The following is a 25,131-nucleotide window of genomic DNA, read 5'->3' as shown; positions in this document are numbered from 1 at the left end:
GCGCCGTTCACAGCCGCACGCGCCGGTCACGGCGCGAAAAGACAAATTTTACCATCGGGGCTAGCGCGCCAGAGGCCCGAGCTCCCCGGCCCGCACGCGGTCGAGATGGGCGGTGGCCTCGGCCGTCGCCCGGTCGAACCAGTCGGCGATGACGGCGATCTCGTCGGGGGAGTATTCCGCGAACACCGCGCCGAGCCGCGCGTAGAAGGGCTCGTAGACGGCGAAGACCCGAGCGGCGGCCGCCGGGTCGGCGACCACCCGGACCCGGCGCCGGTCGGCGGGGTCGGGTCGGCGGCTCGCGTATCCGGCCCGCTCCAGGCGGTTGAGCACCCCGGTCACGGCCCCCGTGGTGAGGTTGGTGAGCTCGGCGAGGTCGCCCGCGCCGAGAGGGGTGTCGCCGGCGCCCAGGATGTGGCCGAGGCAGGTCAGATCGGTGACGTTCAGCCCCAGCAGCTGCGCCACCTCCTGCTGGCCGATGATGCCGAGGGCGACGTACCGGTCCATGCGCGCCAGCGCCTCCTGGACCGTGGCCGCGGGACGGGACTTGCCCTGCACGCGGATACTCCTTAGCATCTAAGTTACTTAGCTCGTGAGATAAGCGGCTCTCTTCGTGAGAGATCCCTCCGCGAGCCTACTGAAGCGACCGAAGCAGGGGAGAACATGAGCGCTCACGGCGATGTCGACCTCGGCCACACCGTGGCCGGCTGGACCGGAACCTCCCTGGCCCTGCTGGGCTGCGCCGGAGCGGGCGCGGCCTTCTGCGCGGCCTGGAGCCCGGGCGTCTGGCTGGGCCTCGGCGTCGTGGCCGTGGCGGGGGCCGTCACCTGGGTCCTGCACCTCGCGGGCTGGGGCAAGCCCAGCGGTCCCCGCCCGCGCGCCCAGTGGGACTGGCGCGTCCGGGACGCCGGCGCGCACGGCGGCCACCCGGACTGCCTGGGCTGCCGGATCGGCGGGCCCCGGCGAGCGGTCGCGGCAGCCCCTCGTCCTCCGTCCGCCGCGTCGCTGCCCGCCGGGGAGGGCGGGGCGTGAGGGCACGCGTGACGGCATGAGCGAAGGTGCGCGCGACGGCCTGCGCGAACGCGTCGAAGAACCTGGTGGGGGACCTCTCGGCGGGCCCGTGCGCGGGCCCGGTCCCTCGTTTCGCGGACGGGGTGGAGAAAGGTTCGAATAGCCGCATGCCCCCGGTTGGCCGCGCCCGGCGTGTGCTCGGGCGCATCAGTGGGCAAGATCGGGACCGGCCGCATGTGCGGCCGGTGGAACGTCGTGAAGGATCAGTACAGATGGCAACTGGCACCGTGAAGTGGTTCAACTCGGAGAAGGGCTTCGGCTTCATCCAGCAGGACGACGGCGGCCCCGACGTGTTCGTGCACTTCTCCTCCATCCAGACGACCGGCTTCAAGGAGCTGGCCGAGGGTGCGAAGGTCGAGTACGACGTCACCCAGGGCCCCAAGGGCCCGCAGGCGGAGCAGGTGGTCCCCCTCTAGGCCGTCCGGCGCCGCTTCACTGGTGCAGCCCGCGAGGTGAGCCCCGCCGGATCGTGCGGCGGGGCTCACGCACGTCCGGCCCGGACCGGTAGCGTGGGCCGGATGATGACGGGCTCGCCGGACACCCGGCTGATCGTGCTGCGCGGCAACTCCGCCTCGGGCAAGTCCTCGGTGGCGGAGGGCATCCGCGACCGCCACGGCCGCGGCATCGCGCTCGTGGGCCAGGACAACCTCCGGCGCGTGGTCCTGCACGAGCGGGACGTCCCCGGCGGGGCGAACATCGGGCTCATCGGGAGCGTGGCGCGCTACGCGCTCGACCACGGCTTCCACGTGATCGTCGAGGGGATCCTCTACGCGGACCGCTACGGCCCCATGCTCGACGCCCTGCGCCGGGCGCACCGGGGGCGGACGCACTTCTACTACCTCGACGTTCCCTTCGCGGAGACCGTGCGGCGGCACGTGGGCAAGCCCCAGGCCGCCGAGTACGGGGAGGAGCGGATGCGGGAGTGGTACCGGCCGCTCGACCTGCTGTCCGGTGACTGGGAGAGCGTCATCGGGGCCGACGCGTCACTGGAGGACACCGTCGTCCGGGTCATGAAGGAGACGGGCCTGGGCGTCGCCACGGCCTGACCCGTCCGCCGCCGTCCCTTGTCCGCCGCCGCCGCCGTCCGTCCGTCCGGCCTGACGGCCTATCCGGCCCGGTGCAGGGCGACGAGGAGCGGCCAGATCCGCTCCGCCAGCTCGGCCGGGTCCGCCAGGTCCGCCGGGAACTCTCCGTGCAGCCAGTCCGCGAGGACGCCGGTGAAGGCGGCGGCCACGGCCGAGGCGACGAGGTCGGGCCGCGGTGCGCCCACCGCCGCGCGCTCGGCCCGGCTGCGGGCGCGCAATTCCCGGTGCAGGCGTTCGCCCAGCGGCCCGCCGCCGCCCGGCAGGAGCAGGGTGCGGTAGAGGGGTGCCCGCTCCGCCGCGTCGGCGAGGAACCCGGCCAGCGCCGCCGGCGGCCGGACCGGGGGGAGCGCGGCCGGATCCGTCTGCCAGGCGTGCAGGGCGTCGACCGCGGCATGCACGACATCGGCGCACGCGTCCACCGCGAGCGCGGTGAGGTCCTCGTAGTGCAGGTAGAACGTGGCCCGGCCGACGCCGGCCCGGCGGGCCACCGCCGAGACGCCGACCTCCGCGAGCGGGCGCTCCGCGCACTCGGCGAAGAGGCTCTCGCGCAGCCGCGCCTTGGTGCGCGCGGTGCGGGGGTCGGTGCGGGGTGCGGTGCGGGGCGCGGCGCGCCCACCGGCGCCGGACGAAGGTGCCGACGCCGCGTCCGGCCCGGGGCCGAACGGCGCGTCCGGCCCCGGGCCCGGCGCCGCACCCGGCAGGTCGGGCGTCACGCGGCGAGCAGCGCCGCGCCCAGGGCGAGGGCGCCGGGCAGGGCCTGGGCGATCAGGATCCGCCGGTTGGCCGTCGCGGCCCCGTACGCCCCGGCGACGATCACGCAGACGAGGAAGAAGATCCGGGTGGCGAGCGAGTCGATGGCGAGCGACCAGACCAGGCCCGCGGCGAGGAACCCGTTGTAGAGACCCTGGTTGGCGGCGAGCGGGGCGGTCAGGCGCGCGGTCTCGGCGTCGAAGCCGGACAGGGACCGGCCGGGCGGCCGCTGCCACAGGAACATCTCCAGAACCATGAAGTACGCGTGCAGAGCGGCGACGAGGCCGATGAGGATCGATGCGACCGTGTGCACGGCCACCTCCCTGGGGCGGGTGAGCGAAGACCGGTCCCTCCGACTTCCTGGACAACTGTACAGGAAGTACCGTCGCGGTCCGCGGCTCCCGGCGCGGATACCCTGACCGCATGACTGCGCTCGTATATGAAGACTTCGGCACCGGACGCCACCGCGAGGCCTCGCTGATCCGGCACGCGCTCGGCAGCGTGCACGACGAGGCGCTGGTCGCGGGCCTGGCCGGCGGGATCGGCTTCATGTACTTCGTCTTCGAGTACGCCGGCCACCCGCCGATGCCGACGATCGTCGCCCAGGCCCACCCCGACCCCTGGGTGCAGGTGGCCCTCGGCCGCCTGCACATCCCGTACGAGGCCACGCGCAGCGCCAAGCCCCGCTGGAACCGGGTGGAGGCCGCCCTCGACGCCGGCGCCCCCGTGTTCTGCACCGTCAACCGGTCCGGGCTGCCCTGGCACCCTCCCGCCGCGATGGCCGAACTGGCCGCCGCCGATCCGTACGTGGTGGTCGTCGTCGGCTACGAGGGCGACACCTTCTACGTCGAGGACGGGGCCGAGACCCCGTACGCGATCGGCCGCGAGGAGTTCGGAGCCGCCTGGTCCGGGCACAAGAAGGGCCGCCACCAGATGGTGGTGACCACCGGGAAGCCGGCGGGCGAGCCGGACCTGGACGCGGCCGTCGCCGCGACCGTCTCCCGCCTCACCGGGCCGGTGCTGGGGAATCACTTCGACGTCAACTTCGGCTTCACCGGCATGGAGAAGCTCGCCGCGCAGCTGCGCGACACCCGCACCCGGACGGGCTGGGAGCAGCGGTTCGCCACCCCCGAGACCTTCGCGGTGGCTGCGGGGCGGCTGTACTCCTGCCTCGAGGAGGAGTGGACGGCTCCGGGCGCCACCCGGCCGCTCTACGCGGACTTCCTCGACCTGGCCGGCCACGGCGAGGCCGCCGAGCTGTTCCGGGGTTCCGGGCGCCAGTGGTCGCGGCTCGCGGAGCTGGCCCGGACGACCGACCCGGGCGCGGACGCCGACGGGCGGCGGGCGTTCTTCGACGGGTGCGCGGACCTGGTGGACGGGGCGCTGGCCCTGGAGCGGGAGGCGGTCGCCCTGTTGCCCGCGGCCGAGTAGGGGCCGGGACGGCCGGGCTCCGAGCGACTCGAAAAGTTTAGTTGCTCAATTTTTGCCCCGGTGCAACCCGCGCGCGTACGGTGGACAAATCGTCCTCGAGCACCCTTAAGGCCCCGTACCGCGCATGGAAATGACCCTCGTCTCGATCGTCGGCGTCACCAGCATCGTCGCCGTCGCCGCCTTCTCGAAGCGTCTCGGGCTCGCCGCACCCCTGAGCCTGGTGGTCGTCGGCATCGCCCTCAGCTTCGTCCCGGGCGTGCCGGCGCTCGCAGTCCGGCCCGAATGGGTTCTCGCCGGCGTACTGCCGCCGCTGCTCTACTCGGCGGCGGTCACCATGCCCGCCGCCGACTTCCGGCGCAACATCAAGGCGATCAGCGGCCTCGCGGTCCTGCTCGTCGCCGTCACCACCCTCGGCGCGGGCTGGCTCTTCCACTGGCTGATGCCGGGGCTGGGCTGGCCCGCCGCCTTCGCCCTCGGCGCCGTCATCAGCCCTACCGACGCGGTCGCCGCCACTTCCATGGGCAAGCAGCTCGGGCTCCCGTCCCGGCTGCTGACCATGCTGGAGGGCGAGGGGCTCGTCAACGACGCCTCCGCGCTCGTGCTCCTGCGCTCCGCGATCGCCGCGATGGCCGCGAGCGTGTCCCTGGCCGGGGTCGCCTGGAACTTCCTCCTCTCCGTGGTCCTCGCCACCGTCGTCGGCCTGGTCGTCGGCCTCGTCAACGTCCGGGTCCGGGCCCTCCTCAAGGACAGCCTGCTCAACACGGCGATCTCCTTCGTCGTACCCTTCGTCGCCTTCCTCCCCGCCGAGGAGTTCCACGCCTCCGGCGTGCTCGCGGTCGTGGTCGCCGGCCTGGTCACCGGGCACCAGAGTCCGCGCTTCCTCAGCGCCCAGGACCGGCTGACCGAAGCCATGAACTGGCGCACCCTCGCCTTCCTGCTCGAGAGCGCGATCTTCCTCCTGATGGGCCTCGGCCTGAAATCGCTCCTCGACCAGGTCCGCGAGCAGAGCCTGGACGCGGGACGCGCCCTGCTCATCGGTCTCGCGGCCGCCGCCCTGGTGATCGCGCTGCGGATCCTGTTCGTCGCCCCGCTCATCGCCTCGGTGCGCAAGGACGCGCAGCGGGCCGCCGAGAGGAAGCCGCGCCTGGACTGGCTGATGGACCGCCTCGGCGCGCCGGAGGCCGACGGGGGATCCGCGCACCCCGGCTCGCGGCGGCGGACCCTCACGCCGGAGCGCAAGGAACAGATGAAGGTACGGGTCACCCGTGCCTCCGCCGACGCCGACTTCAAGGTCAACGAGAGCCTCGGCTGGCGCAGCGGCGTCGCGCTGGCCTGGGCCGGGATGCGCGGCGCGATCACCGTCGCCGCGGCCCAGACCCTGCCCGAGGACACCCCGTACCGCCCGCAGCTGCTGCTGATCGCCTTCGTCGTCGCCGCGACCACCCTGCTGGTCCAGGGCCTGACCCTGCCCGCCGTCATCCGGTGGGTGAAGATCCCCGGCGACGACCCGGACCGCTTGCGGGAGGAGTACGAGCGGCTGCTCTCCGAGGCCGCCGCCGCGGGGCGGCGCGTACTGGAGGAGCCCGGCCTGGCGCAGGGCGACGGCCGCCCGTACGCGCCGGGCGTCATCGCGAAGGTCCGCGAGGACGCCCGGCTGGATCCCGGCGGGTCCGGCCGGGGCCGGCCGGAGCCGGAGGCCCGCGAGCAGTACGTGGACCTGCGCCTCGGGGTCATCGCGGCCGCGCGGGAGGCCGTACTGGCCGCCCGCTCGACCGGCGTCTACAGCTCCCAGACCATCCACCAGGTCCAGCACGCGCTGGACCTGGACGAGGCCCGGCTGCAGCGGCTCGGCGGCTCGGGTCCCGGCTCGGGCTCCGGCTCCGGGCACTGAGGTCCTACGGGGCCTCCTCGATGCTGATCGCCGACACCGGACACGCGCGGGCGGCCTCCCGCAGCAGCGGGCTGCCGCCGCCGTCCTCGCGGCCGGGCAGGAGCGCGCCGAACCCGTCGTCGTCCTGCGTGAACACCCCGGGGGCGGTCAGGACGCACTGGCCGGCTCCGATGCAGACGCTCGTGTCGATGGAGATGCCGGGTGGGTTCATCGCGCCGCTCACCACGCCACCGGGAGCTCGACCATGCCCTGGATGGTGTCCCCGGGTTTGAAGGGGATGCGGTCCGGGTCGGCCGCCAGACGCAGCCCCGGCAGCCGGTCGAAGAGGGTGCCGAGCGCGATCTCCATCTCGGCGCGGGCCAGGTTCTGCCCCAGGCACTGGTGGATGCCGAAGCCGAAGGCCAGGTGGTGCCGGTCGGGCCGGTGCCAGTCCAGGGAGTCGGGCCGCGTGAAGACGGCCTCGTCACGGTTGATGACGGAGGTGGAGAAGATCACCCCGTCGTCGGCGCGCACGGTCACCCCGCCGATCTCGATGTCGTGCGTGGCCACGCGCAGCATGAAGTCCGCGATCGACAGGAACCGCATCAGCTCCTCCACCGCCGTCGACATCAGGGCCGGGTCGGCGCGCAGCTCGGCCAGCTGCTCGGGGTGGTTGAGCAGGGTGAACGCACCGAGCGAGATCATGTTGGCGGTGGTCTCGTGGCCCGCGATCAGCAGGATCACGGCCAGCGAGACCAGCTCCTCCACGTCGGTCTCACCGGTTTCCAGACGCCGGGCGACCAGTTCGTCCAGGAGCCCGTCGCCGGGGTTCTCGCGCTTGTGCGCGACGAGCTCGCGCAGATAGTCGTTCAGCTGGTCGCGGGCGTCCTCCACGTCGGCGGGTTCGGGGCCGCGCAGCAGCCGCCGGGACTGGCCCTCGAAGAACTCGTGGTCCTCGTAGGGGACTCCGAGCAGCGCGCAGATGACCATCGAGGGCACCGGCAGGGCGAAGGCGCCGACCAGCTCCGCGTGCGGACCGGCCGCGGCCATCGCCGGTCCACGGTCTCCTGGATCCGGGGCCGCAGGGCGGCGGTCCGCTTCAGCGAGAAGCTCGGGATCAGCATCCGGCGCTGGGTGTTGTGCTCGGGGTCGTCGAGGCCGAGCAGGGCGGTGCGGCGGTTCTGGAGGCCCTTGAACCGTTTGGTGAGGGCGGGAAAGGCGGAGTTCTGGCGGTCGGCGGAGAGCCGGCCGTCGGAGAGGAGGGCACGCGCCTCGGCGTGCCCGGAGACCACCCACACGGAGCGGCCGTCGAAGAGGGTGACCCGCGAGAGCGGGCGGCCGGTCCGCAGGGGCGCGTAGGCCGTCGGCGGGTGGTAGGGACAGGTCCGGTCCTGGGGGAAGGCAACGGTCTTCTCGGACATTCAGCACCTCGCACGCGATGGTTGCGTTTTCGCCGTCACTCATTACATGCCTCAGGCACCTATCCGATCCATGTGACTTTCGGTCAGATTGATTGCCTTCGCCTGGACGGCGTAACGGTGTCCGGGCGCGTCGATGCCCGGGGAGGCGAGGGGAGGGGAAGCGAGGGGAGGGGCGCGCCCGCCGGGCTCAGACGTGCGTGTCCAGGAACGCCCGGAGTTCCGCCGCCGTCATCGGTCCGGCATGGGTGGCCACCGCCCGGCCGTCCTTGACGAGGACGGCGGTCGGGGCGCCGGTCACCTCGAAGCGCTTGGTCTGCCCGGGGCAGCGGGTGATGTCCGTGCGGACCGCCGTCAGCCGGGTCCCGTACTCCTGGGCCAGCTCGGCGACGACGGCGTCCATCGCGCGACAGGCCGCGACGGCCTTCGGCCAGGTGCCGCAGAAGTAGGCGAGCACCGGCCCGTCCGTCATGCCGAGGATGAAGTCGAACTCCTGGTCCTCCAGCGGCTGGTGTACCCGACGTGCCATGAATGGTGCTCCGCTTCGTGTGCCGTGCGATTGCCGTGCGATTGCCGTGCGATCCGGAAGGTGGCTCCCATCATCGCCGGTCGGCCGGGGTGGGCGCCGCCGCCGTCCGGGCCGTGCGTTGTCAGTGCCGTCTGTGAAGCTGAGCGGTATGGACGACAGGATGCTCAGGCGCCGGGTCTACGGCGCCGATCACGAAGACCCCGACCCGGGTCCGCTCGCGGGGCACGACTACGGCGAGCTCGTCGGCGGCCCGCTCGACGGGCTGCTGCTCGACGTCACGGGCTGGAGCGGCCCGCAGCTCGCCGAGGAGGCGCGCCTCCCGACCGAGATAGGGCGCTACGGACCGGGCGGCCGGACCCACTACCGCCGCCGCGCGGGCGATCCCGCCCACTGGGACTGGACGGGCGACAGCCGCTGACGTCAGCGGCCCGCCGCTCCCCGGCTCACGCTGCGGGCCCACAGCACGAGCGGGACCTGGACCGGCAGCCGGCCGATCGTCGCCGCCCGCACGGCGGGGGAGCGGCGTCGGGCGTCGACGGCCATCTTCACGTTCGCGGGGAACACGCCGACGAAGAACGCCGCCGTGGCCAGCGCCGCGATCCGGCGGGTGCGCGGGTGGGCGACGCCGGCGGCGAGGGCGAACTCCACCGCGCCGCTCGCGTACGTCCACCCGCGCGGGCTGCCGGGCAGCGAACGCGGCACGGTCGCGTCGAACTGCCGGGGCGCGACCGCGTGCGCCACCCCCGCCCCGGCCAGCAGGCCGGCGAGCAGCAGGGGGGAAGAGGGGGTGCGCGGCATCGGGGATCCTCTCGGAGGGGCCTGGACGCGGCGATCCTACTTGCCGGTAGCAAGCCGGGGGCGAGCCGGGAGCAAGCGTTCGGCGCCCCGGGATGGCGGTCCCGGAAGATTCTCTGAAGAATTCCCGGGGGGCTGTCGATCCGGACGTCTCCCGTTCGACGCAGGGGTGAGAGGCGGAGAAAGCCCCCGCCCCCGACCGAGGAGTCACCATGCCGCGCTTCCTTTCGATGATCCGTATCGACGAGCAGGCCCTCACCCCCGACACCCCCTTCCCCGCCGACTTCGAACAGCGCATGGGCGCGTTGATGGAGGAGATCACCAAGGCGGGGGTCATGCTCGACACGGCCGGCCTGCTCCCCACCTCCGAGGGGACCAGGGTCACCTGGTCCGGCGGCAAGCTCAGCTACACCGACGGCCCCTTCACCGAGACCAAGGAGGTCGTCGGCGGTTACGCCCTCATGCAGTGCAAGGACAAGGACGAGGCCCTGGAGTGGACCAAGCGGTTCCTCGAGATCCATCCCGAGGCGTGGACCGTCGGCGCCGAGCTCCGCCAGCTCGCCGAGAACTGAGCGCCCGGCACCCCCACCGTTTGCCCTGCCTCGTCACGGCTGCTCTGATGGGTGGCCGTGACGGCAGTGAGTACGACCCGAGCGGTCGAAGCGGTGTTCAGGATCGAGTCCGCGCGGATCATCGCGGGTGTGGCCCGGATCGTGCGTGACGTCGGCATCGCCGAGGAGCTCGCCCAGGACGCGCTGGTCGCCGCGCTGGAACAGTGGCCGCGGTCGGGTGTCCCGGACAAGCCGGGCGCCTGGCTGATGGCCACCGCCAAGCACCGCGCGATCGACCTCGTCCGCCGCAAGGAGGTCTACGCGCGCAAGCTGGCGGAGGTCGGCCGCACCCTCGAGGACCAGGCGCCCCCCGCCGAGCCGGCCGAGCTCGCGGACCCCGAGGGCATCGACGACGACCTGCTGCGGCTCATCTTCACGGCCTGCCACCCCGTGCTCGCCACGGAGGCCCGGATCGCGCTCACCCTGCGCCTCGTGGGAGGGCTGACGACCCAGGAGATCGCCCGCGCCTTCCTCATCTCCGAGCCCACGACCGCCCAGCGCATCGTCCGCGCCAAGCGGGCCCTCGCCAAGGCGGCGGTGCCCTTCGAAGTCCCCTACGGAGCCGACCGGGAGCAGCGCCTGGCCTCCGTGCTGGAAGTCATCTACCTCGTCTTCAACGAGGGCTACTCCGCGACCGCCGGGGACGACCTCGTCCGCCCCGCCCTCTGTGAGGACGCCCTGCGCCTCGCCCGGGTCCTGGCCGCTCTGATGCCCAAGGAGCCCGAGGCGCACGGACTGGCGGCGCTGCTGGAGTTCCAGGCCTCCCGCATCGCCACCCGCACCGGCCCCGGTGGCGAGCCGGTGCTGCTCGCCGACCAGAACCGGTCCAAGTGGAACCGCCTCCTGATCCGGCGCGGTGTCGAGGCCCTGCACCACGCGGGCACCGGCCCCTACTCCCTCCAGGCCGCCATCGCCGGCTGTCACGCCGACGCGCTCCGGTACGAGGACACCGACTGGCCGACCATCGCCGCGCTCTACGGCCGCCTCGTCCTCCTCGTCCCCTCACCGGTGATCGAGCTCAACCGGGCCGTCGCCGTCTCCATGGCCCGGGGCCCGGAGGCGGCGCTCCCGCTGGTGGACGCCCTGGCGGCGGAACCGGCCCTGCGCTCCTACCACTTGCTGCCGAGCGTACGGGGAGACCTGCTGGAACGGCTGGGCCGCCGTGCGGAAGCCCGCGCGGAGTTCGAACGCGCCGCCTCGCTCACCCGCAACGCCCGGGAGCAGGACCTGCTGCGCGCGCGGGCGGCCCGGCTGGACGACTGACCCGGGCGACCCTGGTGACCCTGGTGACCCGGGCGCCGCTCAGCCGCGGCGGGCGAACGCCGCCACGTCGAGCGGGGTGCGCGCCACCGGCCGCCGCGGCGGCGTCAGGGCGATGGGGCGGCGGAAGGAACCGTGGCGGGCGATCTCCTGGACCGTCCCGCGCAAGGCCTCCAGGAAACCGTCCATGGTGCGGCGGGCGGCCGGGGTGTCCGAGTAGATCGAGTTCATGTGCAGCCCGTCCGCGTCCCGCTGGAACCAGGAACAGGCCCCGTTGGCCTGGGCCGACCAGACGTGGGAGGTGGGCCGCCAGTCCTCGTGGCGCTCGGCGCCCGGGCACTTGCGCATGTCGATGTACGAGAAGAAGTTCACCGGGTAGGGCCAGGACCGCGCGGCGAACTCCCGGGGTGCCAGCAGCTCCCAGGCCCGTACGAACGGCACGTCCACATGGCCGATCATCTCGGTGAAACCGGCCCGCACCGAGGCCATGACCTGCGCGAAGTCCCGTCCGGGCGAGGCGTCGAACTCGATGGGCATGGTGTTGACGAACCACCCCACCGAGTGCGTCCACGCGGCCCGGCCGCGTTCGCTCACGGGCATGAACCCCCGGTAGACGCCCGGCCCGCCGGCCTCGCGCAGGCAGACGGCGACGGCGGCGAGCACACCCATGAACGGCTTGCCGTCGACGGCCAGACAGGCCTTCTCGAACACCTCGGCCTCCGCGGCGTCCAGCAGCGGCGAGGCCTCGTTGACGATCGAGTACATCCGGCCCGGATCCACGCCGAGCTCGAGCGGGAAGCGCGGGAAGAACTCGCCGCCGCCGCGCGCGACGAACTCCTTCCAGTAGCCGAGCCGTTCGTCCCCGGCGTCGATGGAGAGGTAGCTGCGGCGCTGCTCCTCGGCGAAGTCGAGGTAGCTCGGCGCGGGCGCCGCGTCGGGCTGTTCGCCGCGGCGCAGGGCCTCGTACCCGCTCTGCACCTCCTGGACCACGATCGGCATCGACATGCCGTCGCACACGATGTGGTCGAAGGCGAGGTAGACGGTCGAGGACTCCTCGCGGAGCACCGCGCCCATCGTGAACAGGGGCCAGGACAGGGTGTCGATGCTCCGTTTGAACCGCTCGACGAGGAAGCCGGTCAGCTCCTCGGTGCGGTCGAAGGAGGCCACCTCCACGGTGTCCAGCAGGAGTTCGTCGGCCGCGATCGGCGCGCACGCCAACTCTCCGGCCAGGCGGCGGAACTCACAGCGCAGCACCTCGTGGCGGCGTACGAAGGCCAGCAGCGAGCGGGTCAGGGCGTCCTCGTCCAGCACGCCCGCGACCTCGAAGGTCACGGCGATCCACGAAGCGGTGGGGTCGTCGGCCGCGCGGCTCTCCTCGGCGACGGTGAAGTGCTTGTCCTGGTTGAAGGAAGCCCTCCTGTCCGCCGCGCCGCCCAGGCCGTCGGCCTCCGCCGCCGTGGACCGCAACCGCCACTCGACGACCCGTCCGGGTGCCATGTGGTGCATCTCCAGAGGAAACTGCCGCATTCCGTCATCCCTTCGCCCCCCGAGTCAACCCCCAGCCCCTAACGACACCCGGGCCACGGAAGTGACGCGCGCCGGACGGTTCACCGGTCGATTCACCGTGCGGGACGGGGCGCGCGCCCGGCGCCCGACTCGGGTCACGGGGTCACGGGGACACGGGGACACGGGGTCCCTGGGTCACGGGGTCCCCGGGTCACGGGGCGGCGGTCAGCCCGCGGCCGCCCCCGGCGCCGCGTCGCCTCCCGCCGTGCCGCCCCGCGGCGTGTCGTCCGGTGCCGCTTCGTCCGGTGTCGTGCCGGACGCGTCGTCGGGGCGCAGTTCGATGTGGTCCGCGGCGAGGTCCACCGCCACCCGGTGCTCCATGCCCAGCGCTTCCAGGAACTTCTGGGGGAGCTGCACCCGGCCCGTACGGTCCAGCATCACGTATTCGCGCTCGCTCACCGATTCGGCGCCGTGCTCGTCGGTGACCGTGCGCCGCAGCACCTCGCTGCTCGTGCGGCCGTCGCGCATCGCCACCGTGCGGCGGACCTCGCCGGCGACGAGCGGGTCGTGGGTCACGATGACCACGGTGGCGCCGAGCTCCCGGTTGACGGTGCGGAAGGCCTCGAAGATCGCCCCGCCCGTCTCGGAGTCCAGCTCGCCGGTCGGCTCGTCGGCGAGCAGCACCGCCGGGTCGTTGGCCATCGCCACCGCGATGGCCACGCGCTGCTGCTGTCCGCCGGAGAGCTCGGCGGGACGGCGGCCCGCCAGTTCGCCGATCTCCAGGGCTTCGAGGAGCTCCGCGGTACGGACCGCGTGGCGCTTGGCCGCTCCGCGCCTCGAGCCCTTCAACTGCATCGGCAGCGCGATGTTCTGAGCCGCGGACAGGAAGGGGAGCAGGTTGCGGGCCGTCTGCTGCCAGACGAAGCCGACCGCCTCGCGCCGATAGCGCAGCCGGTCGCGCGCCGACATCTCCAGCAGGTCGTAACCGCCCACGCTGGCCGAACCGGCCGTGGGCACGTCCAGGCCCGCCAGGATGTTCAGCAAGGTGGACTTCCCGCTGCCGGACGCGCCGACCAGGGCCATCAAGTCGCCCTTTTCCACGGACAGTTCCAGGCCTTGCAGGGCCTGCACCTCCACGCCGTCCGCGCTGAAGATCCGCACCAGGCGGTCGCAGGAGATGGCCGTGTCCGCCCCGGCGCGGCGGGGCTCGGCGGCGGCCAGGGCCTGCTGCCGCAGTTCCTCGTAGGTGGGCTGGTCGCTGTGGGCCGCTCGGTTCACCGCTGGTCTCCCGCTCTCAACTCGGTCGTGATCTGTCGCCTGCCGGATATCGCCGCTTCCGCGAGCACGGCCCCCGCGACCAGGGCCGCCAGGCCCAGCGCCTGGACCAGTACGGGCCGGGCGAGGAGCCGTATGCCGCTCGGCACCTTGGCGCCGACCAGTGTCGACATGTCCATGGCCGGCCCCAGGAGGGCAACGGCGCCCACCGCCGCCAGGGCCCCGCCCAGCGCGGCGGCCAGCGCCAGGGGCACCGACTCCGTCAGGATCAGCAGCACCGCCTGCCGGGGGCGCAGGCCCATCGTCCGCAGCCGGGCGAGCAGCGCCGCGCGGTCGGGGGCCGCCCGTACCAGGGTCAGCAGGACCGCCAGCACCGCGAAGCCGGCCGCGCCGGCCAGGGAGGCCCAGAACAGCTGCTCGGCCGAGCGCTGCAGAGGGTCGGAGCCCAGCGCGGCGGCCTCGGCGGAGCTGGTGCGGACGCGGTAGAGCTCGGCGGTCGCCGTGGGATTCGCGGCGCGCACCAGCTCCTCCAGCCGGTGCTGGTCGACGGAGCCCAGCGCGTACCAGCGGTCGGGGGGGCCCAGCTTGGGCAGGGCGGCCGTGACCGGGCCGGCCGGCAGCACCACCGTGGTGGACCTGGCGCCCGGCCGGGCGGGCGTGCCGTCGATCACGCCGGCGACGGCCACCTGGACGTCGCCGGCGTCCAGGCGCAGCACGTACGAGGAGATCTCCTCGGCGGCGAGGTCCCCGCTGACGAGCGCCGGTACGGGGGAGGCGGAGGCGCCCGCGGACGCCGGGGCGCCCGGCGCGCCGCCCCTGAGCGCGGCCGGGTCGAACGTGCCGCGCCCGACGGCCCGGGCCAGCTCGGCGTACGCCACCGGGTCCGCGACCACGACGCTGACCTGGGTGCTGCCCCGCTTGGTGCCGATCAGGAAGGCGTTGTCCTCGGTCCACACGTTCGTCGACGCGCGTACGCCGGGCAGTGCGGCCGCGGCCGTCGTCAGGGATTCGGGGAGCGTGCTGCCGGGCGCGCTGATCTGCGCGTCGCCGCCGATGGCCTGACGGACCACCTCGAGCCGCGTGTCCTGCACGGCGCTCAGCACGGTGGCGCCGAAGCCGCCGGTGGTGACGGCCAGCAGCAGTGCCACCAGCGGGAGGACGGACGGGCGTGACGTGCCCCCGGTGCCCCGCGCGGCGCGCGCCAGCCCGAGGAAGCCGATCAGCCCCGGGCCCCGCCCGGCCGCCCGGGCCAGTGCCCCGACCAGGAACGGCTGGACCCGGGCCAGCAGCAGCCCGCCGCAGAGCGCGAGCAGCAGCGGTGCGGCGACCAGCAGCGGGTCGACCCCGGAGCCGGCCGGGGCGATCCCGCGCGAGCGGACCTCGAACACGGCGGCCGCGGTGGCGGCGACCACGAGCAGCTCGGCGACCAGGCGGCGCCGGGGACCGGGCCCGCGCGGCGGCGACAGCAGCACGGCGGCCCGTACGGGGAAGGCCAGCAGGGTCACGAGCGTGGCGGCCGAGGCGGCGAGCACCGTGGCCGTCACGCGGGGGGTCGGCAGCAGCATCACGGCGAGGGCCGTCGCGAGGGCGGCGGCCGGCAGGACCGTGACGGCGCTCTCCGCGAGCATCCGGCGCACGATGCCGGCCCGGGACCCGCCGCGGGCCAGCAGCAGCCGCAGCTCGGACTCCCGCCGGTCGCCGGTGAGCGCGGCCGCCAGGCAGAACACGACGAACGCCACCCCGGCGACCCCGGCCGGGCCCATCGCGGCGAGGGGCGCGGCCGCCCGCCGCCGGGCCTCGGCCTGCTTGAACAGTTCGGGCAGGCCGGAGACGAATTCCATATCGGACTTGCGGGCCTCCCCGCGCAGGCGGGACGCGGTCGGGCCGGCCATGTAGGAGGCGATCTCCGAGGTCGTGGCAGGCAGCTGGTCGGCACGCAGGTTCGTGGTGTCGACCGGGATCCGCCAGAAGTCCCGGGCCTTGCCCTCGCCCCATTCGCCGAGCCGGTCCAGCGACTCCGGGCCGATGAGGCCCGCGGTCTGCCAGTAGGTGAGCGGCGGCTTGGAGGGGGTGCGGGAGAGGCAGGCCTCGGTCAGACAGGCGAGGTCGGTCCAGTAGACGTCGTCCTCGTCGTTCGCGGCGTAGAGCCCGACCACCTCGGCATGGAGCGTTTCGGACCCGGACGCGCCGGACTCCAGCACCATGCCGAGCCGGGCGCCGATGGACCGTGCGGCGCTCTGGGAGAGCGCGACGGGGATCGGCCCGCCGGGCGCGGGGGCCCCGGGCCAGCGGCCCTCCACGAGCCGGACGTGTCCGGCCGCCTCGCGCAGGTGGTAGAGGGCGAGCCGGGGAGGTACGCCGTCGGGGGCGGCCAGTCCGGGGTTGAGGAGCGACCGCGCGTCCGCCGAGGCGCCGTGGACGGGGCCGCTGGGAGCGACGCGGAACAGCGGACCGGTACCGGCGACCAGCGTGGCCAGCACCTCGTCCATTTCCTTGGTGGACTGCTGCCCGAAGTGGAGCGGCGCGGTGGCCGTCAGGCTCGTCAGACTCGGACCGCGCGACGTCAGGAAGGACCGCAGGGCCTGGTCGGAGCCCCGGTCCTCGGCCCGCGGCAGGGCGGCGGAGAGCAGGACGGCGACGAAGGCCAGCGCTGCCCCGAGCAGGGTGGCGAGCGGGGTCGCGCGCAGCCGGGTCCGCACCCAGGGGGCGGGCGGGGGTACCGCGCGCGAGGGGGCCCCGCCCCCGGCGGTCCCGGACGCTCGCACGCCGTCCGGGGTGCGCCGCTCGGCGCTCGTCGCGGCCGGCCCGGTCATATCTCCTCCATGTGCCGCAGCCGGTCGGCTGTCTTCAAGGTGTTCCGGTTGCGCAGGCCGCTGACGACCGCCGACAGCAGCGGCACCGCGGCGATGGCGGCGGCCAGCAGCAGGGTCCGCGCCGTGGGCAGGTCCACCAGCACCTCCGGCATCGGCCGCTCGGCGGCCGGCGTCAGCACCATCAGCGGCACCACGAGATGAACGATGACCGCGCCCAGCCCCAGCCCGACGGCCGTCCCCAGGCCGACGAGTACGCAACTCTCGGCCGTGGCCGTCCGGGCCAGGTCCCGCCGGCGTGCCCCCAGGGCCAGCAGCACCGAGAACTCCCGGGCCCGTTCGCGGGAAGCCGCCGCGGCCGAGGCCGCGAAGCCGATCGCCGCCAGTACCGCGCAGGCCACCGCCAGCGCGGCGAGCGCCCCCTGCGGCCCCGCGCTGAGCGGGTCGTCCAGCAGGGTCCGGGCCACCTCCTCGCGCAGCCGCACCTGCTGGACGCCCGCGGTGGAGCGCAGCTCGGCGGCGGCGCGCGCCGGCGCCGGGTCGTCGGCGGAGGAGGCCGGCATCCACCACTCGGCGGGCGCCGGAAGTTCCCGGCCGCCGGCCGCCAGTACCCGGCTCGCCGTGGCGAGGTCGACGGTGATCGCGGTGTCCCCGGCGACCGGCAGCGAGCCGACCGCCGCGGTGACGCGCACCGGCACGGTGGCGTCGCCCAGCTTGACGGGCACCACATCACCCACGGCGCCGCCGACCGCGGCCAGATAGGCCCGGGTGGCGATCCCGGGAACCTCGGGCTCCGCGGCGGCCGCCGGGGCCAGGGTGACCAGTACGCCGCCGGCCTCGAAGGGGCCCGAACGGTAGCGCAGCCGGGCCAGCGCCGGGGCGCCGCCCGCGTCGGAAGCGGGGAGCGGCTCGGCGGCCGGGGCGCCGCTCTTGAGCGGCGGGGACGTGAGTTTCCAGTCCGAGGTGGGCGCGACGACCGGAACCGCCGTGCCGTCGCGGGTCTGTGAGACCGCGATGCTCCGCAGGGTCAGTTCGTCGAACATCTTGTCCGGATCCACAGGGGTGTCCATGCCGTCGATGCCGGGGCGCCAGCGCATCCGGTCGTACATGATCACGAGCCCGGCCACGTGCAGCGGCCCGGCGGCCGAGCCGAGCGGAGCGCCGACGAGCGAGCCGAGGTTCACCGACACGGTGGCCTCGCCGTCCGCGGGGAGCTGGGCCAGCGGACTCCGGTACGTGATGCCGAACCGGTCGCGCAGCATCAGGCCCACACCCGGCTGCCCGGCCGCGCCGACACCCCGTACGGCGACGGCGAGATCGATGCGCTGCGGGCTGCCGGGCAGCGGGATGCCGGAGGCGGCGGACGCCCCCGACTGCGACGCGGAGGCCAGCGGCGCGAACAGCTCGCGCAGGGAGCGCCCGTCCCGCAGGTCGGACCGCAGCGGGACCCGTTCGGCGACGGCGGCCGCGTCCAGCGCCATCACCTGCGCGGTGCGCCCGCCCGGCAGTTCCTGCTTCGACCGCAGCACCGGGATCACCCGGTCGCCGCCGGGCAGGGCGCCGTAGCGGCCGCCCCGGCCCATCGGGGGCAGGTCGCTGCCGGATATCAGCAGGCCTCCGGCGGTGGTGAAGTCGGCCTGGTCGCGCTGGGATCCGGACCAGGCGGTGTGCTGGCCGAGGGCGAGGACCCCGCTGGAGACGGCGAGGACGAGTAGCAGCACCGGCCCGGTGGCACGGCGCGGCCGCCGGGCGAGCTGCCAGCCGACGAGCGCCGGGCCCAGGCCCCGGCCGCGGGAGGCGATCCGCGCGCCGAGGCGCGCCGCGAACGGCAGCAGCCGCAGGACCAGCAGGGTGCCCGCGCACAGCGCGAGCGTCGGGGCGGCGACCAGCACGGGATCGACGCCGAACAGGGCGCCGGACGGAGCGGCGGACGGGTCGGCGGAACTCGACGCCGGACCGGCTCCGTTGGAGCCGTACCGGGAGAGCTGCTGGTAGGCGAGCACGGCCAGCGCCACCAGCGCCAGGTCCAGCCCGGAGCGGGCGGCGCCGGCGACGAGCGCCTGGCGGCGGCCGGCCCGCCGCAGGGCGGCCGACGCGGCGCCGCGCAGGGCGACGGGCAGGGTGGTCAGGAGGACGCAGCCGAGGGCGCAGCCCGCCGCGACCGGCCAGAGCGACGGGCTGAGGGTGACGCTGAAGGGGACGTGGGCCAGCGAGCCGTATTGGCCGAGGAGGCGGAGCAACGGCAGGGCCAGCAGCGGCGCGAGGGCGGCGGCGGGCAGCGCGAGCAGCAGCGACTGGGCCGCCGTGAGGAGGGCGAGCCGCCGGCGGGAGGCGCCGCGGGCCGTGAGCAGGACGCGTTCGCCCTCCTGGCGCTCCGTCAACAGGTGCGACACGAGCAGCAGCGCGGCTCCGGCCAGGACGGCGAGCTGGAGCGCGCCGACCAGCAGGGTGGACCGGGCCACGGTCAGGCCGGACTCCAACTCGCCGAGCAGTACAGGGAGTTCGGTGTCCGGGCGCAGTCCGGTGGTGCGCTGGAACACGTCGGCGGCCTTGGTGGCCCGTGCCCGGACCGCCGCGGTCCCGTCGACGTCGGCGGTGGCGAAGTCGGGGGTGAGGAGCACGGCGCGGCTGTCCTGCGCGAGCCCGCCGGCGGTGAACACCGAGTCGTCCGCGAGCAGCGGGCCGTACGTGGTGAAACTGCCGATCTGGAGGCCGCGGCCGCCGAGCGGGTCGAGCTTCCAGTACGGGGCGTCCGGGTCGCTCGGCGCGTAGACGCCGGTCACGAGCACGGTCAGCGGCGCGTCGGCGCCGTACCGGTCGTCGAGGCGCACCTCGGCCGGCAGCGCGTCCTCGGCCAGCCCGAGCCGGTCCAGCTCCGCCTTCGGGACGGCCACGGGAACGCGGCTGCCCCGGCCGGAAACCGGCCCCGTCACGGGCTGCGGCCACGCACCCGCGAGGAGCCGTACGCGCTCCTTGGCGAAGGCCGCCACCAGCGTCAGGTCGGAGTCCTTGCTCTGGGCGCGCAGACCGGGCAGTCCGTACGAACGGCTGCGCGCCACGCTCTCGGTGGTGGACGGGAACGGCCCGAACAGCTTGCGCGCGAAGCCCCGTACCGCCTCGTCGTCCTTGGCCCGGTCGGCCGTCGCGTGACCGCCGGTGACGAGCACGGTGCTGCGCGCGTGGCCGGGTCCCTGGAGGGCCTGGCGCAGTCCGGCCTCGCCCACCCCCCGGGTGAACGCGAAGAGCGCGGTCAACACCGTTGTCGTGATCAGGACGGTGAGCAGTACGGCCGCTGCGAGGGGCAATCGCCCGCGCAGTCGGCGCATGACGAAGCCGAGCATGTGCCTGTTCCTCCCCCGCACCCGGACGTGTGATCCCGGATAGCGGACGATGTTGCCAGATTCGAACAGATAGCGGAAGGGACTTGCGTGAAAGGTGCATTGGATGAACAAATCGACGGGTGCGGGCGCGCAAGAGCGCTGTCTTGGACGACGTCCGGCGGCCGAATCGGGTCGAAACGGCGGCCGCATCGTGCCGAAACGGCTGCCGAACCGGGCCGGAACGGGCCGGAACGCGCCGGAACGCCTGCCGAACCGGAGGCCGGACCGGTCCGGGACGGGTGGCGGAAAAGAATTCCAGGGGGAACCGCAGGATGACGCAGCAGCAGGAGTCGCAGGAGCCGCAGGAGTCGCAGCCGCGGGAGACGCAGTCGCGGGAGGTGCGGTCGCCGGAGGGGTTCCCGCGGCAGGACGCCGGCACGACGGCGACGACGACGCCACCGATGGTGGTCGTGGACGGCGTACGGCGCAGCTTCGGCACCGGACCGCAGGCCGTCCACGCGCTGCGCGGCGTGTCGTTCGAGGTCCGCCGCGGCGAACTCACCGCCCTCAAGGGGCGGTCGGGATCCGGCAAGACCACCCTGCTGAACCTGGTCGGCGGCCTCGACGCCCCGACCGGGGGCAGCATCGCCCTCGACGGCACCGACCTGGCCGGTCTGGACGAGGAGGGCCGCCTCGCGCTGCGCCGCGACCGCATCGGCTTCGTCTTCCAGTCCTTCGGCCTGATCCCGGCCCTGACCGCCGCCGAGAACGTCGGGGTCCCGATGCGGCTGTGCAGGATCCCGGCCAAGCAGCGCGAGGAGCGCGCCCGTACGCTGCTCGCTCTCGTGGGGCTCTCGGACCACACCGAGCAGCGGCCCGGTGAACTCTCCGGCGGGCAGCAGCAGCGGGTCGCCCTCGCCCGTGCCCTCGCCAACGAGCCCGACCTGATCATCGCGGACGAACCGACCGGGCAGCTCGACTCCGACACCGGACGCCAGATCATGCGGCTGCTGCGCGCGGTGGTGCGCAGCGAGGGGGTCACGGCGCTGGTGGCGACCCATGACCCGGCCCTGATGGAGCTGGCGGACCGCGTGGTGGAACTGCGCGACGGCCGCATCGTGGAGGTGGAGGTGGAGGCGGAGGCGGAGGCGGGGGCGGACACGGCGTCCGGGACCTCGGAAGCCTAGGCCGGCCGGGGCGCCCGGGACACCGGCGAGGCCCGGGGCGCCCCGGCGCTCGTCGGGCGGCAGCAGACCCGGTCGGATCGTCACGGTCACGACCCGGCCTTCGTGGACCTCCGGCGGGCGGTCCTCGGACGCCTTCGCGTCGGGGTGCGCCGTGCGCCGTGCGCCCGCTGGTCCGGCGGACGACGGCCTGAACTGCGGTGTCGTGATGAGCCGTCAGGGCAGGTGGCCCGAAGGCGTGTGGGCCGCCGTGTGTCACCCCCGGGAGGTGAACGGGGGGCCGGATCATCCTGGGGATGTACGCCGACCGACCCGGGGGAGGGATGCGGACTACGAGGGAGCCCTGCGAAGCTTGTGTCGTTGGCGATCTTCGGTGAGGGGCTGGGGGGGGGAGAGAGATGGCGGGGGTGGGCTGGTCGCTCGGGGCGGTGGGGGCCGTGGCGTGCGGTGCGCTGCTCGTCGCGTGCGCGCTGGCCGTCGCGCTCGTACGGGCACGACGCGCGCACCGGGCGGCGATCGAGGAGCGCGGCTGGCTGCTGGAGCGGGAGCGGGAGACCGCGGCCCGGAGCGCCGTGGACGCGGAGCGGGCCCGGATCGCGTCCGAACTGCACGACATAGTCAGCCACAACGTCAGCCTCATGGTGGTCCAGGCGAGCGCGGCCCGTGAGGTGCTGGAGACGCTGCCGCAGGAGGCGGCGGCCGCGATGAGCGCCGTCGAGGGCGCCGGGCGCCGGACGATGACGGAGCTGCGGCACCTGCTGGGCCTGCTGGTGCCCGCCCAGGACGGCAAGGACGAGCCGTACGGAGGCGGAGGCGTAGGCGGGAGCGGGGGCGGCGTTCTGGACGCGGTCACGGAGTTGGCGCCGCAGCCGAGCCTGAGCCGGCTCAGCGCGCTCATCGACCGCATATCCTTCGCAGGGCTGCCGGTCGAGGTCCGGATATCCGGCGCACCGCGACCGCTGCCGGACGGGATCGACGTCACCGCCTACCGGATCATCCAGGAAGCGCTGACCAACGCGCTCAAGCACGGGGACGGGGTGAAGGCCGAGGTGACGGTGAAATACGCGGACCACGCGCTGCGGGTCGAGGTGCTCAACAGCGGGCCGAGCGTGCTCTCGGGTGACCGGTCGCCGGTGACTGCACGGCCTGCCGGGCCTGTTGGGCCTGCCCGGTCCGGTGGTTCCGCCGCGTCGCCCGTGTCTGCCACGCACGCCGTGTCTGCCGCTCCCGACGGGGCCGCCGGGCCCGGCGCGTCGGGAGGGCTGGCCGCGCAAGGGGTCCGGGCCGACGGCGCCGGGCGCGGGCTGATCGGCCTGCGCGAGCGAGTCGCCGTGTACGGCGGTGACTTCGATGCCCGCCGCCGGCTCGGCGGCGGATACCGGGTCCGTGCCCGCCTCCCCCTGGAGCGGCCGTGACCACGCCCGCCGCAGAGGGCACCCGGACACCCGGACCCCGGGTGGTCATCGCCGACGACCAGGAACTGGTGCGCACCGGCTTCCGGTTGATCCTCACGGCCCGGGGGATCGATGTGGTGGGGGTGGCCGCCGACGGGGTGGAGGCCGTCTCGGAGGTACGCCGCCTGCGCCCCGACGTCGTCCTGCTCGACATCCGCATGCCGCGCCTGGACGGGCTGGAGGCCGCCCGGCAGATCATCGCCGATGCCCCGGAATGCCGGGTGATCATGCTGACCACCTTCGACCTCGACCAGTACGTCTACGCCGCCCTCGCCGCCGGAGCCAGCGGGTTCCTGCTCAAGGACGTCACCCCGGAGCACCTCGCCAACGCCGTACGGCTCGTCGACACCGGAGACGCGCTGCTGGCCCCGTCGATCACCCGTCGGCTGGTGGAACGCTGCGCCTCGGCGGCCGCCCCGCGCGGCGGAGCCTCCCCCCGGGCACCCCACCCCGGCCTGGACGCCCTCACCCCGCGCGAGCGGGAGGTGCTCACCCTCATGGGACACGGGCTCTCCAACGCCGAGCTGGCCAAGGCGTTCACCCTCAGCGAGGCCACGGTGAAGACCCACGTGGCCCGCATCTTCGCCAAGCTGGCCCTGCGCGACCGCGCCCAGGCGGTGGTCCTGGCCTACGAGAGCGGCCTGGTGACGCCGGGGTCGCAGGTCTAGGCGGGTAGGCAGCTCCGGGCGGGGTCGCAGGTGTAGGCGGGGTCGTAGGTCCGGGCGGGCCGCAGGACGGGACCGCAAGGCTAGGCGGTCGCAGGTCCGGGCGGGCCGGACTCCTTCAGGAGGTGCAGCCGCAGGGCGAGCTGGAGTTCCAGGGCGCGGGCAGGGGAGTTCCAGTCCTCGCCCAGCAGGTGACGGATCCGGTCGAGCCGCTGCACGACCGTGTTCACGTGGATGTGCAGGGCGTCCTTGGCCTTGGAGAGGCTCGCGCCGTGCGTGTAGTAGGCGCGCAGGGTGTGGACCAGTTCGGTGCCGCGCTGGGCGTCGTAGTCGATGACCGGACCGAGCACCCGGTGGACGTAACCGTCGACGTCGCCGTGGTCGCCGAGCAGCAGGCCCACGAAGCCCAGGTCGGGGAGGGCGGCGCCGTAGCCCGTGTGGCCCAGGGCGTGGAGGGCCTCCAGGCAGCGCACGGCCTCCGCGTACACGGACGGCAGGCCGGCCGGCCGGTCGGCCGGCCCGGCGGAGCCCACCGTGACGGGCGCGCCCAGGGCCTTTCCCACCTCGGCGGCCAGTGACCGCGCGAGCTCCCCGGGGCGCCCGGCCGGGGCCAGGAGCACGATGTGGCCCTCGTGCGGTCCGGCCAGGCCGTCCAGGGCGCGGGCCCGTCGGGCCGCCTCCGCCGAGAGCCGCGGCCGCAGGGCCGCGTCGCAGTGCAGCACCAGGACGGCGTGCGGGCGGGCGAGGTCGACGCCGAGTTTGCGGGCCCGGATCGTCTGGCTTCCGGAGTCGCGGGTCCGCCCCGGGCTCTCCGGTGTCAGCAGGTCGCTGAGCAGTTCGCCGCGGACCCGGTCCTCGGCGTGGGCCACCGACCGGCGCAGCAGCAGGAGGAGCGCGGTGACCAGGCTGGTGCGCTCGAACAGCCGCCGGTCGGTGTCCGAGAGGTCCGGCCGCCCCGTCAGCGCGATGCTGCCGAGGAGTTCCGGCCCGGCCAGGACCGCGCAGACCCATACGCCGTCCACCGGAACGGCCCGGCCTCCGGACCGGGAGGCGGCCACCCCCTGCGCGGGAGGCCCGATCGGCTCGGTGGCGACCCGGGCCAGCTCGGCCCCGTCCGCGTCGTGCACGACCAGCCCGCCCCGCAGCAGCGCCGCCACCTCCCGGGCCACGTCCGTGACGTCCCCGCCGCGCAGGACCAGGTCGGTGAGGCGGTCGTGGGTCTCGGTCGCCAGCCGCACCGCCTCGCTGTGGGCGCGCGCCGTCTCGGTGGCGGAGTTGAGCTCGACGAGGGCCGTGCGCGTCTCCTCCAGCAGCCGGGCGCCGTCGATGGCGACGGCGGCGTGGTCGGCGAGCGAGGACAGCAGCGCGACCGCGTCGGGGGCGAAGTCGCGCACCGACCGGTCGGCCGCGTAGAGCACCCCGATGACCCGCGAAGCGACCCGCAGCGGCACGCCGAGGATGCCCCGCAGCCCCTCCTCGCCCACCCCGGTGTCAATGGTGCTGGTGTGGCGGAAGCGGCCGTCGGAGCGGTAGTCGGCGCTGGCGTAGGGGCGGGCCGTCTGGGCGACCAGCCCGCCGAGCCCCTCGCCCATGCCGAGCCGCAGCTGCTGGAAGGCGGCGGACACGGAGCCGTCGGTGACCCGCATGAACGTATCGCCCACGACGGGGTCGTTGAGCGTGAGGTAGGCGACGTCCGTGCCCAGCAGGGTCCTGGCCCGCCGCACGATGGCCCTGAGCACCGCGTCGAGGTCGCGCAGTGCCGCGAGGTCCCCGGCCGTGTCGAAGAGGGCGGTCAGTTCGGCCTCGCGCCGGCGGTGCTGGTCGAGGGTCCGGCGGATGTCCAGGGCGACCCTGGTGGCCTCCTCGACGAGGGCCTGTTCCTCGTCCCCGGCCCCCGCGCGCCGGGCCTGTGCGCCGGGCCCGGTGAAGTCCTCGACGGGTGCGCCCTGGGCGAGCAGGTCCAGGAGCCGGCGCAGCGCGGTCACGGACTCGGTGGGTTGGGTCACGGGAGCCATGCTGGCAGCCCTTCGGTGGGGAGGCACAGACGGGGTCCGCCCGCCGCACCGGTGGCATCACCGGATACGGCGGGCGGAGACGGGG

22 protein-coding genes and 1 pseudogene are annotated in these 25,131 nt (G+C 74.4%); 11 read left to right on the top strand and 12 right to left on the bottom strand.

Annotated features, from left to right (window positions below; all coding sequences use genetic code 11):
• Positions 1 to 60: 60 nt before the first annotated feature.
• Entirely contained in the window at positions 61 to 555 is a 495-nt protein-coding gene (locus ACWF9Z_RS06400; protein ID WP_453598056.1) for a MarR family transcriptional regulator, read from the bottom strand.
• 105 nt (positions 556 to 660) lie between these two features.
• Here ACWF9Z_RS06400 and ACWF9Z_RS06395 point away from each other — a divergent pair, with 105 nt between their 5' ends.
• The 3 genes from ACWF9Z_RS06395 (at position 661) to ACWF9Z_RS06385 (ending at position 2,114) form a co-directional block, all read left to right on the top strand.
• On the top strand, positions 661 to 1,029 hold the full coding sequence (locus tag ACWF9Z_RS06395; RefSeq protein WP_453598054.1) for an HGxxPAAW family protein: 369 nt from the start codon (positions 661 to 663) through the stop codon (positions 1,027 to 1,029).
• Positions 1,030 to 1,280: 251 nt separating this feature from the next.
• Positions 1,281 to 1,484 carry a cold-shock protein gene (locus ACWF9Z_RS06390; RefSeq protein ID WP_356650899.1) on the top strand — a complete coding sequence of 68 codons (204 nt, stop codon included), beginning with the start codon at positions 1,281 to 1,283 and terminating at the stop codon, positions 1,482 to 1,484.
• Between the two features lie 105 nt (positions 1,485 to 1,589).
• Complete coding sequence (locus tag ACWF9Z_RS06385; RefSeq protein ID WP_453598313.1) at positions 1,590 to 2,114, top strand: AAA family ATPase; 525 nt, start codon at positions 1,590 to 1,592, stop codon at positions 2,112 to 2,114.
• A 59-nt stretch (positions 2,115 to 2,173) separates the two neighbouring features.
• Here ACWF9Z_RS06385 and ACWF9Z_RS06380 read toward each other — a convergent pair whose 3' ends face one another.
• Positions 2,174 to 2,704: a TetR/AcrR family transcriptional regulator gene (locus ACWF9Z_RS06380; RefSeq protein WP_453598311.1), complete on the bottom strand. Its 531-nt coding sequence runs from the start codon at positions 2,702 to 2,704 to the stop codon at positions 2,174 to 2,176.
• 158 nt (positions 2,705 to 2,862) lie between these two features.
• Positions 2,863 to 3,216 carry a DUF1304 domain-containing protein gene (locus tag ACWF9Z_RS06375; protein ID WP_453598052.1) on the bottom strand — a complete coding sequence of 118 codons (354 nt, stop codon included), beginning with the start codon at positions 3,214 to 3,216 and terminating at the stop codon, positions 2,863 to 2,865.
• A 110-nt stretch (positions 3,217 to 3,326) separates the two neighbouring features.
• Here ACWF9Z_RS06375 and ACWF9Z_RS06370 point away from each other — a divergent pair, with 110 nt between their 5' ends.
• The gene (locus ACWF9Z_RS06370) at positions 3,327 to 4,334 is read left to right on the top strand and encodes a BtrH N-terminal domain-containing protein (RefSeq protein WP_453598050.1); all 1,008 of its coding nucleotides are present in this window, start codon (positions 3,327 to 3,329) and stop codon (positions 4,332 to 4,334) included.
• 124 nt (positions 4,335 to 4,458) lie between these two features.
• Positions 4,459 to 6,225, top strand: a complete 1,767-nt coding sequence (locus ACWF9Z_RS06365; RefSeq protein WP_453598048.1) for a cation:proton antiporter — start codon at positions 4,459 to 4,461, stop codon at positions 6,223 to 6,225.
• Positions 6,226 to 6,229: 4 nt separating this feature from the next.
• Here ACWF9Z_RS06365 and ACWF9Z_RS06360 read toward each other — a convergent pair whose 3' ends face one another.
• From ACWF9Z_RS06360 to ACWF9Z_RS06350, 3 genes and pseudogenes are all read right to left on the bottom strand, one after another.
• Complete coding sequence (locus tag ACWF9Z_RS06360; RefSeq protein ID WP_453598046.1) at positions 6,230 to 6,436, bottom strand: ferredoxin; 207 nt, start codon at positions 6,434 to 6,436, stop codon at positions 6,230 to 6,232.
• Between the two features lie 8 nt (positions 6,437 to 6,444).
• Positions 6,445 to 7,625, bottom strand: a pseudogene (locus ACWF9Z_RS06355) (cytochrome P450).
• Between the two features lie 187 nt (positions 7,626 to 7,812).
• On the bottom strand, positions 7,813 to 8,151 hold the full coding sequence (locus ACWF9Z_RS06350; protein WP_453598044.1) for a thioredoxin family protein: 339 nt from the start codon (positions 8,149 to 8,151) through the stop codon (positions 7,813 to 7,815).
• 148 nt (positions 8,152 to 8,299) lie between these two features.
• On the opposite strand from ACWF9Z_RS06350, the gene ACWF9Z_RS06345 reads away from it, so the two are divergent.
• Positions 8,300 to 8,569, top strand: coding sequence for a hypothetical protein (locus tag ACWF9Z_RS06345; protein WP_453598042.1), 270 nt, complete (start codon positions 8,300 to 8,302; stop codon positions 8,567 to 8,569).
• Between the two features lie 2 nt (positions 8,570 to 8,571).
• On the opposite strand, the gene ACWF9Z_RS06340 is transcribed toward ACWF9Z_RS06345, so the two are convergent.
• Positions 8,572 to 8,949: a DoxX family protein gene (locus ACWF9Z_RS06340; RefSeq protein ID WP_453598040.1), complete on the bottom strand. Its 378-nt coding sequence runs from the start codon at positions 8,947 to 8,949 to the stop codon at positions 8,572 to 8,574.
• Positions 8,950 to 9,158: 209 nt separating this feature from the next.
• Here ACWF9Z_RS06340 and ACWF9Z_RS06335 point away from each other — a divergent pair, with 209 nt between their 5' ends.
• Together ACWF9Z_RS06335 and ACWF9Z_RS06330 are read left to right on the top strand one after the other, a co-directional pair.
• Positions 9,159 to 9,518, top strand: coding sequence for a YciI family protein (locus tag ACWF9Z_RS06335; protein WP_453598038.1), 360 nt, complete (start codon positions 9,159 to 9,161; stop codon positions 9,516 to 9,518).
• 66 nt (positions 9,519 to 9,584) lie between these two features.
• Positions 9,585 to 10,820, top strand: coding sequence for an RNA polymerase sigma factor (locus ACWF9Z_RS06330; protein WP_453598036.1), 1,236 nt, complete (start codon positions 9,585 to 9,587; stop codon positions 10,818 to 10,820).
• A gap of 39 nt (positions 10,821 to 10,859) precedes the next feature.
• Here the strand turns inward: ACWF9Z_RS06330 and ACWF9Z_RS06325 are convergent, their stop codons facing one another.
• The 4 genes from ACWF9Z_RS06325 to ACWF9Z_RS06310 form a co-directional block, all read right to left on the bottom strand.
• Positions 10,860 to 12,344: a condensation domain-containing protein gene (locus ACWF9Z_RS06325; protein WP_453598034.1), complete on the bottom strand. Its 1,485-nt coding sequence runs from the start codon at positions 12,342 to 12,344 to the stop codon at positions 10,860 to 10,862.
• 204 nt (positions 12,345 to 12,548) lie between these two features.
• Positions 12,549 to 13,601 (bottom strand): ABC transporter ATP-binding protein, encoded by a 1,053-nt coding sequence (locus ACWF9Z_RS06320; RefSeq protein ID WP_453598032.1) that lies wholly within the window; start codon positions 13,599 to 13,601, stop codon positions 12,549 to 12,551.
• Positions 13,598 to 16,411, bottom strand: a complete 2,814-nt coding sequence (locus ACWF9Z_RS06315; protein ID WP_453598030.1) for a hypothetical protein — start codon at positions 16,409 to 16,411, stop codon at positions 13,598 to 13,600. Before ACWF9Z_RS06315 ends, ACWF9Z_RS06320 begins: the two co-directional genes overlap by 4 nt.
• A complete protein-coding gene (locus ACWF9Z_RS06310; protein ID WP_453598028.1) occupies positions 16,408 to 19,749 on the bottom strand; it encodes an FtsX-like permease family protein in 3,342 nt (1,113 codons plus the stop codon). Before ACWF9Z_RS06310 ends, ACWF9Z_RS06315 begins: the two co-directional genes overlap by 4 nt.
• Before the next feature lie 440 nt (positions 19,750 to 20,189).
• Between ACWF9Z_RS06310 and ACWF9Z_RS06305 the strand changes: the two genes are divergently transcribed.
• From ACWF9Z_RS06305 to ACWF9Z_RS06295, 3 genes are all read left to right on the top strand, one after another.
• Positions 20,190 to 20,915, top strand: a complete 726-nt coding sequence (locus ACWF9Z_RS06305; protein ID WP_453598309.1) for an ABC transporter ATP-binding protein — start codon at positions 20,190 to 20,192, stop codon at positions 20,913 to 20,915.
• Between the two features lie 395 nt (positions 20,916 to 21,310).
• Positions 21,311 to 22,327, top strand: a complete 1,017-nt coding sequence (locus tag ACWF9Z_RS06300) for a sensor histidine kinase (RefSeq protein WP_453598026.1) — start codon at positions 21,311 to 21,313, stop codon at positions 22,325 to 22,327.
• Positions 22,324 to 23,034 carry a response regulator gene (locus ACWF9Z_RS06295; RefSeq protein WP_453598024.1) on the top strand — a complete coding sequence of 237 codons (711 nt, stop codon included), beginning with the start codon at positions 22,324 to 22,326 and terminating at the stop codon, positions 23,032 to 23,034. The genes ACWF9Z_RS06300 and ACWF9Z_RS06295 overlap by 4 nt, the downstream gene beginning before the upstream one ends.
• 80 nt (positions 23,035 to 23,114) lie before the next feature.
• Here ACWF9Z_RS06295 and ACWF9Z_RS06290 read toward each other — a convergent pair whose 3' ends face one another.
• Positions 23,115 to 25,046, bottom strand: a complete 1,932-nt coding sequence (locus tag ACWF9Z_RS06290) for a helix-turn-helix domain-containing protein (protein ID WP_453598022.1) — start codon at positions 25,044 to 25,046, stop codon at positions 23,115 to 23,117.
• Positions 25,047 to 25,131: the final 85 nt, after the last annotated feature.

The organism is Streptomyces sp. NPDC054961 (genome assembly GCF_053609145.1).
Note: the sequence above shows the minus strand (reverse complement) of the source record. Positions and strands in the feature narration are given on the sequence as shown.

What these genes read in the sequence shown, in the direction of transcription:
- ACWF9Z_RS06395 (WP_453598054.1), top strand. Translation starts at nt 661, where the DNA reads ATGAGCGCTCACGGCGATGTCGACCTCGGCCACACCGTGGCCGGCTGG.
- ACWF9Z_RS06390 (WP_356650899.1), top strand. Translation starts at nt 1,281, where the DNA reads ATGGCAACTGGCACCGTGAAGTGGTTCAACTCGGAGAAGGGCTTCGGC.
- ACWF9Z_RS06385 (WP_453598313.1), top strand. Translation starts at nt 1,590, where the DNA reads ATGACGGGCTCGCCGGACACCCGGCTGATCGTGCTGCGCGGCAACTCC.
- ACWF9Z_RS06370 (WP_453598050.1), top strand. Translation starts at nt 3,327, where the DNA reads ATGACTGCGCTCGTATATGAAGACTTCGGCACCGGACGCCACCGCGAG.
- ACWF9Z_RS06365 (WP_453598048.1), top strand. Translation starts at nt 4,459, where the DNA reads ATGGAAATGACCCTCGTCTCGATCGTCGGCGTCACCAGCATCGTCGCC.
- ACWF9Z_RS06360 (WP_453598046.1), bottom strand. Translation starts at nt 6,436, where the DNA reads ATGAACCCACCCGGCATCTCCATCGACACGAGCGTCTGCATCGGAGCC.
- ACWF9Z_RS06350 (WP_453598044.1), bottom strand. Translation starts at nt 8,151, where the DNA reads ATGGCACGTCGGGTACACCAGCCGCTGGAGGACCAGGAGTTCGACTTC.
- ACWF9Z_RS06345 (WP_453598042.1), top strand. Translation starts at nt 8,300, where the DNA reads ATGGACGACAGGATGCTCAGGCGCCGGGTCTACGGCGCCGATCACGAA.
- ACWF9Z_RS06340 (WP_453598040.1), bottom strand. Translation starts at nt 8,949, where the DNA reads ATGCCGCGCACCCCCTCTTCCCCCCTGCTGCTCGCCGGCCTGCTGGCC.
- ACWF9Z_RS06335 (WP_453598038.1), top strand. Translation starts at nt 9,159, where the DNA reads ATGCCGCGCTTCCTTTCGATGATCCGTATCGACGAGCAGGCCCTCACC.
- ACWF9Z_RS06325 (WP_453598034.1), bottom strand. Translation starts at nt 12,344, where the DNA reads ATGCGGCAGTTTCCTCTGGAGATGCACCACATGGCACCCGGACGGGTC.
- ACWF9Z_RS06315 (WP_453598030.1), bottom strand. Translation starts at nt 16,411, where the DNA reads ATGACCGGGCCGGCCGCGACGAGCGCCGAGCGGCGCACCCCGGACGGC.
- ACWF9Z_RS06310 (WP_453598028.1), bottom strand. Translation starts at nt 19,749, where the DNA reads ATGCTCGGCTTCGTCATGCGCCGACTGCGCGGGCGATTGCCCCTCGCA.
- ACWF9Z_RS06305 (WP_453598309.1), top strand. Translation starts at nt 20,190, where the DNA reads ATGGTGGTCGTGGACGGCGTACGGCGCAGCTTCGGCACCGGACCGCAG.
- ACWF9Z_RS06300 (WP_453598026.1), top strand. Translation starts at nt 21,311, where the DNA reads ATGGCGGGGGTGGGCTGGTCGCTCGGGGCGGTGGGGGCCGTGGCGTGC.
- ACWF9Z_RS06290 (WP_453598022.1), bottom strand. Translation starts at nt 25,046, where the DNA reads ATGGCTCCCGTGACCCAACCCACCGAGTCCGTGACCGCGCTGCGCCGG.